Genomic DNA, 17078 nt, shown 5'->3' with positions numbered 1-17078 from the left:
GTCCTGTCATCCCGAACTTGATTCGGGATCTCAATCTGTATTTATCGTGAATTGATAATGTGATGTTGAAAAAAGTTCAACATGACTGGGTGCAACCAGCACACCCATAAACCTGTCTTACTGACGAAGGAAGTTACTTATTGCAAATGTGATTTAGCTTCGTGTTGACACATTTGGGATAAGGAATTTCGCTGCGCTCAATTTGACATTGGGGCGGTGCGACGGATTTCCTGAGCTTGCTGAAGGATGTGCTGCTGGCAGTCATCCCGAACTTAGTTAGGGATATCAATCGGTATTCATCGTGAATTAGTACTACGATGTTGAGACAAGTTCAACATGACGGGGTGCAAGCAGTACACCCATAAAACTGTCCTGCTGACGAAGGAAGCATCTTATTACAAATGTGTTTTAGCTTTGGTTGACCACCCCCGACCCCTCCTTTGCATTTGCTCAACCCCAACAAGGAGGGGAGCAACGCACAAGGCCGTTGAACGGTGTGCCAGTCATCCCGAACTTGGTTCGGGATCTCATTGGAATTCATCGTGAATTTGCACTACGTTGTTGAAACAAGTTCAACATGACGGGGTGCAAACAGCACACCAGAAACCTGTCCTGCTGATGAAGGAAGCATCTTATTGCAAATGTGTTTTAGCTTTGAGTTAACAGATTTGGGATAAGGAATTTCGCTGCGCTCAATTTGACAGTGTGGGGTTTCAGGCAGGAAAGGAGAACACATGAGTTATATTTTATAATTTTCATCTTTTATTTTACGATAAACATCACATGCTTTTTGATAATCATGGATCTTATCATAGTAGGGATGCTTTTGGGATATTCTTTTATTCATATACTTAAAAATATAATTGAAAAAGATTGAGACTAAAACCGAACCTCCTACGATAAGAAATCCATTAGTTCTCTCTGTATTTTCTCGAATTACATAAATAGATGAAACTATCCACGTACCATAGGTAAAAAGAAGTTTGATGTACTCAAATTGGAATCTATTATTATAACTTTTAAATTCTTCTAGTGATATTCCATAGTCCTCAGGTTTAGGCTGGGGATAATCTTTCCCGTACAATTCAGTATAAGTATATTCCTTAAATTTTTTAGAATAATTATCAAGACGCTCAAAATAGGGGTACAAATGCTCAAATCCCTTAAATAATAATACACCTGCTAATAATCCAATTACCAAACCAATGAAAATTCCAAAGTCATCAACATAAATCCCTGCCAAAGTAGCTATTCCCAATATGAGCAGAACAATAATCAACTTCAACCCATAAAAGCCAATAAAAGAAATGAGAAATAAAACAACCGATAAAAAGTAATATTTAATTCTTCTCACTATTAAATACCCTGTTTGTAGAAAGGTTTCCAAATTTACAAATTACTGTATTACCAACAAATCATTCGACTTACACAACTTCGTTCTTATATAAAAATTCCCTGCTTTGTATTGCTACAAAACGGGGAATATAATTTTTAGTTTAAAGAGATTCCGAATCAAGTTCGGGATGAGGGGATGCTGAAATCAAACATCAAATCAACCAATCCCTAACCACTTTATTCCACTTCTACCACGTCATTTCTAAATACAAACTGGTTATCAAACATATCCAGCACTATGTGGCTGTCTTTGGTTACGGTACCGGCCAGTATTTGTTTCGAAAGTTCGTTCAGCACTTTTTTCTGCATTACCCGTTTTAGCGGACGCGCTCCAAATTGCGGGTCGTAGCCCAACTGTGCCAGCCAATCGAGGGCTTCGTCCGTTGCTGTGATTTGTATGTCCTGTTCGGCCAGCATATTTTGCAGGTGGCTGAATTGCAGGTCGACAATACCGCGTATGTCTTCACGGGTAAGCGGTGCAAACATGATGGTTTCGTCGATACGGTTCAAAAACTCGGGGCGTATCGATTTTTTAAGTACATCGTACACTTGGTTTTTGGTTTTTGCCAGTATTTCCTCTTTGTTAAACTCGTCCAGTTCTTCAAAATTCTCTTGGATAATGTGCGAGCCTATGTTGCTGGTCATTATCACAATGGTGTTTTTAAAGTTGGCCGTTCGGCCTTTATTGTCAGTTAAGCGACCTTCGTCCAACACCTGTAACAGGATGTTAAACACGTCGGGGTGGGCTTTTTCAATTTCATCCAACAACACCACACTATAAGGGCGGCGACGAACGGCTTCGGTTAATTGTCCGCCTTCATCATACCCCACATATCCCGGAGGGGCGCCAATTAAGCGCGAAACGGTGTGTTTCTCTTGGTACTCGCTCATATCTATACGCACCATTGCATTGTCCTGATTGAACAGAAACTCAGCCAATGCCCTTGCCAGCTCGGTTTTACCCACGCCTGTTGTGCCCAAAAAGATAAACGAACCAATGGGTCGTTTGGGGTCTTGCAACCCGGCACGACTGCGGCGCACCGCATCGGCAATAGCGGCAATGGCTTCCTCCTGTCCTACCACACGTTTGTGCAGTTCGTCTTCAAGGTGCAGCAGTTTTTCGCGTTCGCTTTGCAACATACGGGTTACGGGTATGCCCGTCCAGCGGCTCACCACCGAGGCGATGTCCTCGGCATCTACCTCCTCTTTCACCAAACGGCTACCCTCTTGGGTTTCGTGCAGTTTGGTATTAAGCTCGGCCAATTTGGTTTCGGCTTCTTTTATGCGTCCGTAGCGTATTTCTGCCACTAATCCGTAGTCGCCGGCACGTTCGGCTTGGTCGGCCTCCTGTTTCAGGTTTTCAATTTCCTGTTTCTTTTGTTGTATGCCTTCTACCACTTCTTTTTCGGCTTGCCAACGGGCACGCAACTGGTTGCGTTGGTCGGTAAGGTTGGCAATTTCTTCACTCAACCCTTTTAGTCGGGCTTCGTCGTTCTCGCGTTTCAACGCCTCGCGTTCAATCTCAAGGCTCATTATCTCGCGTTCAATTTTATCCAGCTCTTCGGGCACGCTGTCTATCTCCATACGAAGTTTTGCAGCGGCTTCGTCCACTAAGTCGATGGCTTTATCGGGCAAAAAGCGGTCGGCTATGTAGCGTTGCGACATTTCTACGGCGGCTATAATGGCCTCGTCTTTTATGCGCACTTTGTGATGCACCTCATAGCGTTCTTTCAATCCTCGAAGGATAGAAATAGCGTCTTGTGTATCGGGTTCATCCACCACCACTTTTTGGAAACGACGCTCCAAGGCTTTGTCTTTCTCGATGTACTTTTGGTACTCGTTCAGCGTGGTAGCACCAATGGCTCTTAGTTCACCACGGGCAAGGGCAGGTTTAAGAATGTTTGCGGCATCCATAGCACCTTCTCCCCCTCCGCCGGCACCTACAAGGGTGTGTATTTCGTCAATAAACAACACTATTTGACCGTCGCTGTTTATTACTTCTTTTACCACCGATTTAAGGCGTTCTTCAAACTCGCCTTTGTATTTTGCACCTGCGATCAGCGAGCCCATATCCAGCGAGTATATTTTTTTGCTCTTTAGGTTTTCGGGCACATCACCATTGATGATACGGTGCGCTAACCCTTCGGCTATGGCAGTTTTACCCACACCGGGTTCACCAATCAACACGGGGTTGTTTTTGGTTCGTCGCGAAAGGATTTGCAATACACGGCGTATTTCTTCATCACGGCCAATTACAGGGTCGAGCTTGCCTTTTTGGGCTAACTCATTCAGGTTTTTGGCGTACTTGTTTAAAGAGTTGTATTGCTCCTCAGCACTTTGACTGGTTACTTTCTGACCTCCGCGTAATTCGGCGATGGCTTTTTTCAGCTCCTTTTCATTCACCCCGGCATCTTTCAGTATCTGAGCGGTTTTGTCTCTGCCTGCCAACAGCGCTTGCAAAATATGCTCTACCGATACAAACTCATCGCCACCGTCGCGGGCAATGGTTTGGGCTTTTACCAATGTAGTATTGGCATCGCCGGTTAAAAACTGGTTGCCTGCCCCGCTCACTTTGGGCATACCGTTTAGTGAGGCATCTATTACTTCTGAAATGCGGTTTTTATTTACATTGAGTTTCTTGAAAAGATAGTCGAAAACGCTTTCATCCGTCATCAGCAATCCTTTCAGCACGTGGGCAGTATCAATCCCCTGATGCTGTTTTTCAACAGCCAGTTGCTGCGCCATTTGTATGGCTTCTTGCGATTTTATTGTGAAATTGTTTAAGTTCATAATTACTCGGATACTCTACAAAAGGTTTACCACGCTGTTAAACTGACTTTTTGACTTACTTTCAAAATTCAACTTTATCTTATTAAGACAAAATGACTTTAATCAGTTGATTTAAAAAACTTTAAACTGAAATTATTGCAGGGTTATTGTTGAATGAAATAGCAACGGAGTAAAACCTCACATTATACCAACGGGTTAAAACCCGTTGCTTTTGCGATTACCCGAAGCGTTTGGACTTAAGTCCAAACGCTTCGGGTAATTTTTACAGGGCGGGATTTCAATCCCGCTTAAATATCCTTCCCAAAAATATCTAAATACATCATTTCGTTTTCAAAATCCCTTTCGGTATGGTGCTTCTGCTGGTTTTGAATGTAGGCTACAACTTTTCGAACCATAAAAGAACTAACCGAAAAAGCTCCGTAACCTTCTTGCCACTCAAAATTGGTTGGAGTTAGCTGTTGTTGATTTATCCAATGAGCTGTAATTCCTTTAATATGTTTTACAACATCACTAATATTTTGTGATGGATGAAGCCTTAATAGAATGTGAACATGGTCGGGCATTGTATTCGCTTCAATAACATCGTACCCCTTTAATTCAGCAACCTCTTCAACTTTATGAAGCAACAACGGCCTCAATTCTTCGCAAACAAGAGGCTCCCGTTTCTTTGTGCCCCACACCAAATGCACCCAAATAGAAAGTTTGTTTCTCATCGGAGTTTCATTCTACAAGATTTTGAAAGGTAAATGGAAAACAATTGTTTCAACATGCTAAAACCTCACCGTGTGGCAACGGGTTAAAACCCGTTGCTTTTGCGATTACCTGAAGCGAGCGGACTTAAGTCCGCTCGCTTCAGGTAATCGCACCAAAGATGGATTTCAATCCATCACAATAAATAACCAAACTGTGTTTATACAAAGTACCTTTGTGCTAATGAGAAAAACGGTCTTACTTATTATTTTTTGTGTGTGTTCATTGGTTAGTTTCAGCCAAAAGAAACCAAAAAAAATTTCAGACCATCTAACGTACACCAAATTAAACAAACGCACCTACCTTATTGAAGGTCATGGGTATTGCAACAGTTTGGTGTATGTTGACGGAAAAGAGGCGGCCATAATTTCTACACCGCCTACTGATACAGCAACTAAAGAGCTTGTATTGTGGATTGAAAAAGAACTAAAGGCTAATGTTGTGGCTTGCTTTGTTGACCATTGGCACGCTGATGGGATGGCAGGAATTGATGTTTTGCAAGCAAAAGGTATAAAAGCATACGCATGTAAAAAAACTCAATTAACGGCCGCACAAAAACAATTGCCTGTTCCGGATGTGGGTTTTGATGAAGAAATAAGTATTTCAATAGGGCGCAAAACTATTATTGCAAAATACTTTGGCCCTGCCCACACTGCCGACGGTATAATGATATGGCTACCTTATGAAGAAATTTTGTTTGGCGGCTGCGCCATGAAATGTTTAGGTGCAACACCCGGTAATCTTGGCGATGCTCATTTGCTGGAATGGAGCAGCACAATGGAAAAAGTGAAAGCAGCCTATCCAAACGCAAAAACAGTAGTGCCCGGCCACGGCAAACATGGTGATACAAGCCTGATAACTTATACTATTAATTTATTTGCTCCGTTTAAAAACACCGTTGGAGGTAGTCGAAGGGCCGGTTTTTTTGATTTTCCAAACGGTTGGTCAAAAATTCTGCGTTACGACAGGGACTCTACAGCGGATGGCAAATACTTTCTTATTAATGCTGAAGTGATTGTAAATAGGGGCGATTCAGACAATATTTTTATTATTTCTCCAATTCTTGAATACGACAGTACCCACCAAACTATTAATGCCGATGAAGGCCATTGCTATATTGAAAGTATTGATGCTGCAAGATTTAAAGGCACTTTTAATTTTAAAGGGCTTTTGTTAGAACCCTTCACCGATAGGCGAGGTTTGAGTATTATGGTAGATAAATTTATTTTTTTGCGATAAATAATGCTCGCGGGTCAAAACCCACTCTGAAATTTAGCAGGCGTTTGTGCAGTATGTTTCTTAAAGAAACGGATAAAATAGGCAGAGTCGTCAAAGCCTAATTGTTCGGCAATTTGTTTTATGGGTTTATCAGAATAGGCCAATACCCGCTTAGCTTCAAGCACCAAACGTTCGGAAATTAAATCTCCGGTGGTTTTGCCAACCGTTTCTATGCAAATGCGGTTCAGGTGTTTTGCACTGATGCTCATCAACGCAGCATAGTCTTTTGGGTATTTTAATAGAGTATAATTAAGATCTATTAACTGCCGCAAAGTATTTAGCTTATGCAAATAAAGCGTTGATTGCTTACTCACCGTTTCTTTGCGACTATACACACCTTCAATATCAAGATACAGCAAATTGCACAATGCCCCCAGTGTTTCAAATTTATGGATTGAATCAGTAGCTTGATTTTGATTAAAAATCCGTTTAAACAAAGCCTCTGCTTGTACTAACTGCTCATCATTCAACAGCACAAATGGACTTACCCCTGCCGATGAGAAAAAGGTAAAATCGTTAATGCGTTTGTTTGCACAGGTAATATCATAAAACTCTTTAGTATGAAAGAAAATATACCCCTCAGTATCATCAGTCAATGTCCATCGATGGACTTGCCCCGGATTCATTAAAAAAACTGCCCCTTTTGCAACGGGATAACTAGTGAAGTCAATTTCATGTGTACCTGTACCCTGCGTAAATAGTACAGCAAGATAAAAATCGTGCTTATGAGGATGCTGAATAAACCCGTGCTTTTCTATATGGTCTTTTAACCGTCGCGCATAGAACGACGAATGGTAAAACTCAAAGTTCTCAATTTTATAAACGGGCAGTGTTTGCATTTACAACTCCAAAAATACCAAAATGTCTGTATAATCCTATTATATGAGTAAGTCGTTCAACAGCTACGACTCAACTTCACACTACCTTTGTATCACTAATTTACAACGTTATGAATGCGGTACAACAGATAGCCAAGGGCGTATGCCCTGTATGCGGACAAGGACATATTTTTCAATCGTCAAGCTTTTTCAGCATTAAACCGCCGGCGATGAATGAAAGTTGTACCCATTGCGGCTATGTGTTTGAGAAAGAATCGGGGTTCTTTTGGGGTGCAATGTTTGTGAGCTATGCCTTTACCGTAGCTGAAATTATTGCCACCATCGTTACATGGAGTTTGCTGGTTGAAGGCAGTTTAGATACCCGTGTGATTTGGCCTACTGTAGCAGTCATTATCCTGCTGTCAACTTTTAATTTTAAGTTTTCGAGAATATTATGGATTTATTTCTTTGCCCCCAAAAGCGTAAAGAGCAAATCCTAACTTATTGGAGTGTTTTCCCCGTTATTTTATACACTTTAACAAACTCTTTCTCCTCAAGCAGGGTATAAGTGTAAGCAGCCTCAATTTTTGGTTTTATATCGTTTAAAAAGCCAATTACAGTATCCCCTGTTTTCAAGTCTTTCAGCTTTTTAGGTGCTATGATTTGACCTTTATTTTTCTCAAACATCCGGATATAAAAATCAATATAGGGGTTATAATCGTCATTATCTACCCAAAAATATCCATTAAGGTTTTTATCGGCTTTATAGGCATCAATTAAATAAAAATTAAGGGCTTGTGCTTCATACTCCCAGTCATACTGAAATTTTGGCGGACTAACATGGTTGAAGATCGTTTTATACGGGGTAATCATCAACCCTATTACCAATATATACGGAACAACATTAAACGACAGATTTTGCACTACGTTTTGTAGTACCTCTACCAGCCAATAAATGGCGATGGCTGCGAGTAGTGCCGCAAAAGGATATACAGGGGCATTGTACCACAGCATTTGCGTATTGGCCGATGACACAACCGCCAAAAAGCCTAATGCGGTGCAGGTAATAAAAAGGGTTACATTTTTAATCTGATTGTTTTTACTGAGCAAACCCAAAATAATCCCGGCTGCACTTATCCAAAACCAATGGAGATAATGTTCGGTTTTCATTAAATGCAGGTAATACCCAAAATAAGGTTTGTCGCCCGTTAGCTGTTCGTTGAAACGGCCTGCAATATCCCAATGCCATGAAGCTTTCAGGTAGCCGGGGTTTAATAATTCTCGCCCCAAATAAATAATTACAACAGGGATAATAAAATAAAGTGCATACAGGTATGTTTTTTTGTTTTTGAAAAACACCAATGATTTATACCTGAATAATGTAAACACTAATAAACCGGGTAACATAAACAGCCCTGCTACTGATTTGGTAATCACCCCCAACGCCAGTATAATAAAAAACCACCGCAGGTACTTGTAGTTTTGGGTATTGATAAAGAAATAATATGCGATGGAGGAGGCTGTAGTAAATAATACCAGCATGGCATCATAATCAGCGGTACGGGTAACGTGGTTATTAATAAATCCCCGTGAGGTAACCAACACCAACACGGATACAAACCCCATCCAATAATTTTTGAGGTGCCGCACGCAAAACAACCACAATAAAATACAAGTAAATAACCCTGCCAATGCTGAAGGCAGCCGCACTGAAAGTACGTTTAGCCCCAATGTTTTAATAAAGAAAACCTGAGCCCAATTAGTCAGCGGAGGCTTCGTACTCCACATATCAGGCGCACCGCCATAATGAACCACTAAGGGGTTGTGGTTTTCACTCATTTCGTAAGAACTCATCGCTACTCTTGCCTCATCAAATTGCATCAGCGGCAGACGATCGAGATTGTAAAACAACGGGAAGTACACCAAAACTGCCAGCAGTACCGGCAACAGATATAGCTTAGCTATTTTTTGAAATTGTGGCGACATTACGTCCGCAAATAAAGTTTTTTTTGCGGTATTGGGTATATTTGAGATTGGCAAGCAACAATTTAACCGCTGTTGATACTCTTTTAAACACGATAGTTAACCGTATGAAAATATATTTACCCTTACTCGCTTTTGTATTGTTGTTACTAAGCGCTTGCAGTAAAGAGGATGATTCATCTGCAACTTCTAATACACCTCAGGCTTCGAAAAAAGAGTTGCTAACTGCAAAGCCTTGGAAATATAAAAGTTGGACGGTAGCTCCCGGACTAAAAGACAGCTTGGGAAATACTTTTACCGATTATTACGCCTATTTACCCCAATGCGAGAAAGACGATATTATATCGTTTGCAACAACAGGCAGTGTTACCATTGACGAAGGACCATCAAAATGTGACGCAAACGACCCTCAGGAACAAATTAGCGTTTGGTCGTTTAGTAATAACGAAGGGAAATTAAATATGGGTGGCTTTGCATATAACATCACCACCCTTACTTCAACTGAAATGGTACTTACTTTTACTGATTTGCAAGGCAGTACCACCGTAAATCATACAATTACCTTTAAGCACTAACGGCGTACAAAAGGATAATCTTCACCCACTTCTTTGCCCTCTACAACAGCTTCGGTGCGGGCCATCATTTCGCCTTTACTGATAAATGTATAGCGGACGCGTTGGGGATTATCGTGTTCAAGGTTTTCAAACACCAGTTGTTTGGCGGTTGATTCTGTTTTTAGTGTAAACAACACGGGGGCATTGTCGTTTATTTGAGCAATGTACACCCAATGCGGGCCGATTTTTTCAATCTTTATCACCTCCCGCACAATGGTGTCCTTGCCCTTCAGCACATACCCTTCACCGAGATAGCTATTACCCTCGCCGCGCTTCCAGGTTTCAAACACTTTAATGTTAGCTTCGCTAATATCAATTTGCCAATTTCCCTCCAACCAGTTTAAGTCACTTACGTTCAAGTTGGTTTGGGCGTTGATTGAAATCGCTACAAAAAAACCAGCCAATATTGTTAAAACAGTTTTCATACTTAACTCATTGAGTGAAAGGCCATCGTATTGCCTTCAGTGTCATTAAAAATGGCAAAGTATCCCATATCGTCGGATATTTGAGTTTTGGGCACAATAATTTTACCACCCGCAGCTTCTACCTTACCCAATGGAACGCTCAAGTTAGCACCACCGTTAAGATAAAGTAATACCCCGCCGTTTGCAGGTGAATAGTTTGATCCGGTGATAATAGCACCCGATACATTGGTACCATCAGACGGGAAAAAGCCCATTTGTGCGCCCATAAATTCGTTAGCAGTAATGTTAACTCCCAATACAGTTGAATAAAATTTAACGGCCCTGTCAAAATCTAGCGCAGGAATTTCGAACCAGTTTACAAAATTTTCCATAGTTGTTTTGATGTTTATAGTGATGCGAAATTAGTACGCCTGATAACTGCCGTATTGTAAAAATCGGACGTTCTTAAAAGGGTATAAATGTTTTATTGTCTTGCGCAAAGCTGCCCGGAGTAGTTCCTGTATATTCTCTGAAATCTTTAATAAAATGCGCTTGGTCGTAATAACCGCACTGCTGGGCAAAAGCCCCCAAGTTTGCAGGGATTTCATTGCCAAGTATCCCCAATACTTTATTAAACCGTGCAATCTTTATAAACTCTTTGGGTGAAACACCCACGTTGGCCTTAAAATTTCGGTTAAACTGTCGCTCACTCAGGTTTGCATTATCGGCCCAATATTGCACCGATTTTTCACTCGCACTTGTCAGTATATTTCCTGCAATTTTACCTATTTGTGTATTGATGTGCTTGTGGCGGTACTTGCTCAGTAAAAATTGCTGTAATACCTCAACAGCGGCATCCACCGTAAGGGTGCTTATCCGTTCGGTAATTATGCGGGCATCTTCGCCCCAAATATCATCCACAGCAACCTCAGTGCCGCTAAACAAGTCGATAGGTATATTGGTAAAAGCTGCTAATCCAAACGGGGTGAACCGTAATGCCAGAATTTGCGATTGCGGTGAAGGCAAAAAATACAAGGCTTTGGTAATTTGACCTACAATAAATGCCTTCGACTGGGTAAAAATGCCCTCTTCGGTAACTTTTGAAAACGGGGTTTTAAGGTGAAAAATCAACTCAATACAGCCATCAGGAAAAACACGCTCTACCCCAAGCTCTCCCGTACCAATTTCAAGCGTCCAAAAAAACTTTATAAACGGTTGCAAAGCAGGTATCGGTGTAATTTCCCTGTAACTCATGGTAAATATTAATACCCTCTTTTAACAATACCCCAACCTACGCGGACACCGCTGTATTGGTCTACCGGAGCGTTTTGCAATATTTCTTCAATTTGGGCATCCGTTTCCGCCGAAATTTCAACTTCTATGGCAGCGCAGTTATCATCCACTTGTTCAGGGCGCGATGCACCTATAATAAGCGAAGTAACAGGCTTTTTGCTGAGCGCCCACGCCAAGGCCAATGCAGGCATGGTGCAATCAAGGCTTTGCGCTACTTTTTTAAGCTGCTCTTGCATATCAAAAAACTCATCCGTCATGCGTTTGCGGGGGAAAAACGCTCCGATATTCTCGTCTGCCATCCGTGAATCATCGGGCACGGTATCAGGAGTGTATTTACCCGTCAATAAGCCTTGTGCCAACGGTGAGTAACATACCAAACCCAAGCCTTCTTTGTGGCAAACATCCATCACATCTACTTCAAGACTACGGTTCAGCATATTGTAAATAGGTTGGTTACTGATGGGCTTGCGCCAACCGTTGCGTTCGCATATTCTAAGCGCATTAAGAATTTGCACTGCCGTCCACTGGCTTACCCCCCAATGCAAAATATACCCGCGCTCCACAAGGTTGTGCATGACATAGCAGGTTTCCTCCAGCGGAGTATCAATATCGTATCGGTGGCATTGGTACAAGTCGATATAATCGGTACGCAGGCGTTGCAGGCTGTCTTCGCAAGCATTGCGAATGTGCCGCATCGAAAGTCCCTGAGCCATCCAATGATTGCTCATCGGCCCGAACACTTTGGTAGCTACCACAATTTCCTGACGGTTTTTGCCCGCCATCCAATCGCCCAGCACCTTTTCGCTCTCGCCTTTGTAGTACATATCGGCCGTATCAAAAAAGTTGATACCGTTGTCCAACGCGCGGTTCAGTATGCCGTACATGGTGTCTTTATCGCCGCCCACTTTAAAGTTAAGCCACATTCCCATGCCTATTTCAGAGATATAAATGCCTGTATTGCCCAGCTGCCTGTATTTCATAGTTATTTCAATCGATTAATGCCTTTTCCTGCAAGTTAGCATTTCTATGTAAAACAAAAAGCAACCTTTGCGGGCTGCTTTTGTTAGTATTAGGTTAAGTCGGTTATTGCTTCGTAAAAGTGGTTTCCTCGCTAAGGCAGTCATCCATGCCCAATGAGGTTTCAATTTGTTTACGGAGGGTTTCTGTTGATTTAACGGCATCTACCCCGCCATCCAACAAACTTACGTCGTGGGTAACCAGTTTTTTTCCGTCAACCTCATAGTGGTACAAATAGTATTTATCCTCTGCGGTGGGCTTGGCATATAAAAACTTTTGCCCTTTTATGGTAGTTATCCATCCAGTAAACTCATCCCCTTCAACGGCATACATTTCGCCCTTTTCTTCTACCACCAGTTTATAGCTGAAATCATCAATTTTGGTAATGGTTACCTTTTTAAATTCATGCTCGGCTTTATCCGTTACCCAAGTTCCGATAAGTGCCTTATCTATTTTCTCAGTACCGGGAGTTCCCGCAGAGTGGTCTAAACCGATAGGGCAACCGTAAAACAACAACACGGCAGGCAACATTGCCAAAAGTATTATAAGCTTTTTCATAATGATTAATACCCAAAGATAGTATTTGGTAAACGCATAAATATCATTAGTGCATATAAACTCAACTCGCTGATAAGTTTTATTTTTGCAGCATGGGCAACAGCATCAACGCAAAGCAGGTACTACGCAAAACCTTTTGGTGGACAAAAAACATTACCATCCTGCTTTTTCAAATAGCATTACTTTCAGCCACGCTGTACCGCGTTGTGCCCGTGCCACTAACCCCGCTGATGGTGATTAGGTTTGAAGGCATTAAACACCAATGGGTGCCTTACGAAAAAATAAATAAAAACGTTGTGGTGGCTGCCATGACTGCCGAAGACCCTAATTTTAATACCCACTGGGGGTTTGAACTGAAAGCGATTAAAGACGCCTACGAAAACAACACTGACGACGACGGCAAGCCCATGCGCGGCGGCAGCACCATTAGCCAGCAAACGGCAAAAAACGTATTTCTTTTCCCCGGTAAGGGCATTACCCGCTATGTGCGCAAGGGGCTTGAAATACCTTTTACGTTTTTGATTGAGGCAATGTGGACGAAACGCCGCATTATGGAAATTTATCTGAACAGTATTGAAATGGGTACGGGGGTATACGGCATTGAGGCGGCAGGAAATTATTATTTCCGCAAAAGTGCAGCAACACTATCGGCGAAGGAAGCTGCGGCTATTGTGGTATGTTTTCCCAACCCGCGCGAACGCAACCCTGCCGTGCTGAAACCCAAACTGCAACGCAAACGCGACCGCACCGTGCGCTGGATGGCAGGCTACCAACTGCCCGATAATTTGAAATGATTTTTTCTATCAGGTCTCGACAGGTATAAAACCTGTCGCTATTTAGAGTGAGTCCGTCATGTAGAACTTGTTTCAACATCGTAGTGCCAATTCACGATGAATACAGATTGAGATCCCGAACCAAGTTCGGGATGACAACCTCCGCACCCTTCGGCAAGCTCAGGATTACCCACCGATTTTGTAATTAAACTGCAACACCACTAATCGCGGTGGGCGAAGGTCGGCGGGGCGGGTCATGTACACCCTGTTCAGCAAATTATTTACAATTATGCTGGCTTTTAACGCCGAGGTGATAGAGTAGGCGGTACGCACATCAATAATGTAATCTCCCTTTTCACCCAACTTGCGCCCATCGTTAATACCTGGGACAAAAATGGCAAAAAACGGTTCGGTAAAAATGCGGTCAACGTTTTCCATGTAGCTGTTGTAGCGAACGCTGGCACCCCACATAAAGCGTTTCCACTCCAGTTGGGCATCCAGTTTGGCAAGGTGGCGAAAACGGTATTTTAGCGTTTTGCCCGTTACATCGCTGCTGGTAGAGTCGTATTTAAGCGGTGCACCGTTAAAATCAGTAGCATAAATGGCAGCGGGGCTCAGGTTAGTGGGGTTCACGTACGTGTAGCCACCAAACAAAGTAAGCTTGCTGTTGCCCACCTTGCCTTCGCCACCAAAACTGACATCGGCACCGTTTACTCGGGTTTTACCAATATTCACCGATTTAAAGCCCAAACCAAAAAACGGAGAAGTAAAGGGGCTGCCCCAAGTGGCAAACGTAAACTCCATCATATTGTCGTACTCCATCCAATAGCCGGCTACATCTACAAACCCTGTAAACTTGCCTATTTTAAAGCCCTGTTTGACGGCTATTTCGGCGTTCCACCCTGTTTCCGACTTTAGCTGTGGATTGGGGTAAATTTGCAGCGGCCCTGCCGAAGTTTTTACATAACTCTCAACAATGCTGGGAAAGCGGTAGCCTTGACCGTAGGAAGCGCGCAAGAACGTAGCTTTGGTAGCCTCAACGTTGATACCCGCACGGTACACAGGTTTGGCTTCGGTATAATTATCCAGCCTGAAACTTTCGTAGCGGGCACCCGCATTGGCCGTAATACGTTTCCATTTTTTCTCTACCTGTACAAAGGGGGCATAGTTGGTTACATAGTGAAACCCCTGAAAAACGGGCGATTGGGTAACCGTGTAATTGAAAACTGCCCCACCTACCACGCTAAGTTCAACAGACTTAAAGGTGTGTTGGGCTTGATATTCAGTATAGTAATAATCCGAATTGTTGGATTGGTCGTTTTTCGGGTCGCCGTTATCCACGCGATTATCTAAGTAAAAATACCGCCCGCGGATGCTGTGACGCGTTTCTCCGGTATAAAGTACGGCATACGGGTCTAAATTCAGTCGTGTTCCATTGGTATTGCTGTAGCCTGAATCTAATTGGGTGTAGCCTTTGTCAAAACTCTCCCACAATAAAAATGTACCCACAGTACCTAACTGAAAATTACCGTTCAGTCCGTAGTAAAAGTTTTTAATCTTCTTAGGCGTGTAGCGGGTATTGAACGTAAAGCGACCGCGCTTTTCATGGTCGGCCATGCGGTAGCCATCGTCGTTTAAATAATTTATGCCCAATGTAGCATCAAACCTGCCCCAACGTTGGGCGTGCACCACATTGGCACCACTACGTTGCAAAATACGGTCGCCCTGCCAGCGCAATCCTTCTTTGCCATCGTGCGGGGTATAAACTCCGCTGTAGATTACCGCGTTGGTGTAAGGTTTTTCTTTGGGGCGAAGGGTACGTATGTTTATCACTCCGTTTAACGCCGATGAGCCATAAAGCACTGATGAAGCTCCTTTTATCACCTCTACCTGCTCAATACTTTCAACAGGTATAAAGCCCCATTGTGCCTGCCCTGCATCGCCTGATACCATCGGCATTTCGTCAAGCATTACCAGCACTCGCGAGCCTGCCCCGTAGCTCCAGCCGCTACCGCCGCGTATATTTGCTTGCCCGTCAACAAAACTCACACTGGGTATTTGGTCAATGGCATCGTCAAGAGTTACGTTATTTCGGTTTTCTAATACATAGTGTTTCAGCATCTCCATGCTCACTGTTACCGTTTTCAGGCTTTGCTCGCTACGGCCGGCGGTTACAACCACTTGGTCAAAAATGTGAGTCTCTTCTTCCAGCAAAATATCTTTTAGCAAAACCCCGTCTTTAATCAATGCTGCATGGGCTATCGGGCTGTACTCAAAAGTGTCTTTTTTATACCCGATGTAGCTAAAAACTATTGTTTTGGGCTCTGTTAACAGCAGTGAAAGTTGGTACTCGCCGTTTTCGTTGGTGGTAACTCCTTTTGATACTCCGCTGGTAAAAACCGCGACGCCATACAGTGCTTCACCTGTTTGCGCATCTTTAATACTGCCTTTGAGTGCAAAAGTGGTTTGGCTGTTTGCGCTGATAGCAACAATGATGAAAGTTAAGAGTAAACAAAATTGCTTATGACATGGCTTCATACTAATTTGCACAGGATTTATACAAGTTTAATCATACTGCACTTTAAAATTATGAAAAAGATTTACCTGCTTGCCGTGATACTATTTGCGGCGCTATCTGCATCAGCACAATGTACCCCTGATAATACAATTACCCAACCCGGCTACTATCCCGAAGATTTGGATACTGCTGTTGTAGGCCAATCGTATAACATGGTGTTACATTTCAGAATACCTAACGATACAAACATTACTTATAACGGCTTTCCTGTAACCGCAACGTTTGACTCGATACGCTTGGTATCAGTTTTAGGCTTGCCTTCGGGTTTCACTTACCAATGTAATGTGGCCAACTGTAATTTCGTGCCCCAGCAAACATTTTGTGCTAAGGTATCCGGCAATCCTACTGCACAACAAAAAGGTGTTTATCCTGTTGAAATGGCTGTGGTTGCATATGCTAAAATCGGATTTATTCCTATTCAACAACCGGATACTATCCGTAGGTTTACTCTGATTGTTGACACCGCAGGCGGAAACGGCGGTACTACCGGTGTTATTGTGCCTAATAATGCCTATGGCGTGAATGTATATCCCAACCCTGCGCGCAGCGAAGTAACTGTTTGGGTGAATGATGCGGATGCGTTGGAATGCACTGTTAGCGATATGACCGGAAAAGTACAACGTACTGAAAAGTTGTTGACTTCATCGAGTTTGCAATCAACCGTTATTAATTTGGATGGTTTAGCGAAGGGAATGTATTTAGTGCAGGTACGCGGTGCAAAAGGTATAGCTACTGCAAAACTGCTGGTTGAGTAATTTTTTAATATTGAAATATAAAACAAAGGCCACCATTGGGGTGGCCTTTGTTGTTTGCGACGGGCATTAAAC

Annotated in this window: 16 protein-coding genes; 5 read left to right on the top strand and 11 right to left on the bottom strand. The window is 42.8% G+C overall.

Annotated elements, in window-relative coordinates:
• Nucleotides 1-739 precede the first annotated feature (739 nt).
• The 3 genes from F9K23_01475 to tnpA form a co-directional block, all read right to left on the bottom strand.
• Nucleotides 740-1387, bottom strand: a complete 648-nt coding sequence (locus F9K23_01475) for a hypothetical protein (GenBank protein ID KAB2918837.1) — start codon at nucleotides 1385-1387, stop codon at nucleotides 740-742.
• Between the two features lie 185 nt (nucleotides 1388-1572).
• Nucleotides 1573-4185: an ATP-dependent chaperone ClpB gene (gene clpB / locus F9K23_01470; GenBank protein KAB2918836.1), complete on the bottom strand. Its 2613-nt coding sequence runs from the start codon at nucleotides 4183-4185 to the stop codon at nucleotides 1573-1575.
• A gap of 287 nt (nucleotides 4186-4472) precedes the next feature.
• Nucleotides 4473-4898, bottom strand: coding sequence for an IS200/IS605 family transposase (tnpA, locus tag F9K23_01465; GenBank protein KAB2918835.1), 426 nt, complete (start codon nucleotides 4896-4898; stop codon nucleotides 4473-4475).
• Between the two features lie 220 nt (nucleotides 4899-5118).
• Between tnpA and bla the strand changes: the two genes are divergently transcribed.
• Nucleotides 5119-6174, top strand: a complete 1056-nt coding sequence (gene bla / locus F9K23_01460) for a subclass B1 metallo-beta-lactamase (GenBank protein KAB2918834.1) — start codon at nucleotides 5119-5121, stop codon at nucleotides 6172-6174.
• A gap of 14 nt (nucleotides 6175-6188) precedes the next feature.
• Here the strand turns inward: bla and F9K23_01455 are convergent, their stop codons facing one another.
• Nucleotides 6189-7052: a helix-turn-helix domain-containing protein gene (locus tag F9K23_01455; GenBank protein ID KAB2918833.1), complete on the bottom strand. Its 864-nt coding sequence runs from the start codon at nucleotides 7050-7052 to the stop codon at nucleotides 6189-6191.
• 110 nt (nucleotides 7053-7162) lie between these two features.
• On the opposite strand from F9K23_01455, the gene F9K23_01450 reads away from it, so the two are divergent.
• A complete protein-coding gene (locus F9K23_01450; GenBank protein KAB2918832.1) occupies nucleotides 7163-7531 on the top strand; it encodes a DUF983 domain-containing protein in 369 nt (122 codons plus the stop codon).
• Between the two features lies 1 nt (nucleotide 7532).
• On the opposite strand, the gene F9K23_01445 is transcribed toward F9K23_01450, so the two are convergent.
• A complete protein-coding gene (locus F9K23_01445; GenBank protein ID KAB2918831.1) occupies nucleotides 7533-9017 on the bottom strand; it encodes a phospholipid carrier-dependent glycosyltransferase in 1485 nt (494 codons plus the stop codon).
• A gap of 104 nt (nucleotides 9018-9121) precedes the next feature.
• Between F9K23_01445 and F9K23_01440 the strand changes: the two genes are divergently transcribed.
• Nucleotides 9122-9589 (top strand): hypothetical protein, encoded by a 468-nt coding sequence (locus F9K23_01440; GenBank protein ID KAB2918830.1) that lies wholly within the window; start codon nucleotides 9122-9124, stop codon nucleotides 9587-9589.
• On the opposite strand, the gene F9K23_01435 is transcribed toward F9K23_01440, so the two are convergent.
• The 5 genes from F9K23_01435 to F9K23_01415 all read right to left on the bottom strand — a co-directional run bounded on the left by F9K23_01435 (nucleotide 9586) and on the right by F9K23_01415 (nucleotide 12900).
• Nucleotides 9586-10053 carry a hypothetical protein gene (locus tag F9K23_01435; protein ID KAB2918829.1) on the bottom strand — a complete coding sequence of 156 codons (468 nt, stop codon included), beginning with the start codon at nucleotides 10051-10053 and terminating at the stop codon, nucleotides 9586-9588. The two genes, F9K23_01440 and F9K23_01435, sit on opposite strands and share 4 nt — an antisense overlap.
• Before the next feature lie 2 nt (nucleotides 10054-10055).
• Complete coding sequence (locus F9K23_01430) at nucleotides 10056-10424, bottom strand: VOC family protein (protein ID KAB2918828.1); 369 nt, start codon at nucleotides 10422-10424, stop codon at nucleotides 10056-10058.
• 73 nt (nucleotides 10425-10497) lie between these two features.
• Complete coding sequence (locus F9K23_01425) at nucleotides 10498-11286, bottom strand: AraC family transcriptional regulator (GenBank protein ID KAB2918827.1); 789 nt, start codon at nucleotides 11284-11286, stop codon at nucleotides 10498-10500.
• Nucleotides 11287-11294: 8 nt separating this feature from the next.
• Nucleotides 11295-12305 (bottom strand): aldo/keto reductase, encoded by a 1011-nt coding sequence (locus F9K23_01420; protein KAB2918826.1) that lies wholly within the window; start codon nucleotides 12303-12305, stop codon nucleotides 11295-11297.
• A gap of 103 nt (nucleotides 12306-12408) precedes the next feature.
• On the bottom strand, nucleotides 12409-12900 hold the full coding sequence (locus tag F9K23_01415) for a hypothetical protein (GenBank protein ID KAB2918825.1): 492 nt from the start codon (nucleotides 12898-12900) through the stop codon (nucleotides 12409-12411).
• Nucleotides 12901-12992: 92 nt separating this feature from the next.
• On the opposite strand from F9K23_01415, the gene mtgA reads away from it, so the two are divergent.
• The gene (gene mtgA, locus F9K23_01410) at nucleotides 12993-13694 is read left to right on the top strand and encodes a monofunctional biosynthetic peptidoglycan transglycosylase (protein ID KAB2918824.1); all 702 of its coding nucleotides are present in this window, start codon (nucleotides 12993-12995) and stop codon (nucleotides 13692-13694) included.
• Between the two features lie 165 nt (nucleotides 13695-13859).
• Here the strand turns inward: mtgA and F9K23_01405 are convergent, their stop codons facing one another.
• Entirely contained in the window at nucleotides 13860-16211 is a 2352-nt protein-coding gene (locus F9K23_01405; GenBank protein ID KAB2918823.1) for a TonB-dependent receptor, read from the bottom strand.
• On the opposite strand from F9K23_01405, the gene F9K23_01400 reads away from it, so the two are divergent.
• Nucleotides 16197-17006, top strand: coding sequence for a T9SS type A sorting domain-containing protein (locus tag F9K23_01400; GenBank protein KAB2918822.1), 810 nt, complete (start codon nucleotides 16197-16199; stop codon nucleotides 17004-17006). The genes F9K23_01405 and F9K23_01400 overlap by 15 nt on opposite strands.
• The last annotated feature ends 72 nt before the right edge of the window (nucleotides 17007-17078 follow it).

The sequence above is a fragment of the Bacteroidota bacterium genome (assembly GCA_008933805.1).
GTDB lineage: Bacteria > Bacteroidota > Bacteroidia > UBA8524 > UBA8524 > SB11.
This window is presented reverse-complemented; position numbering and strand designations above follow the sequence as displayed.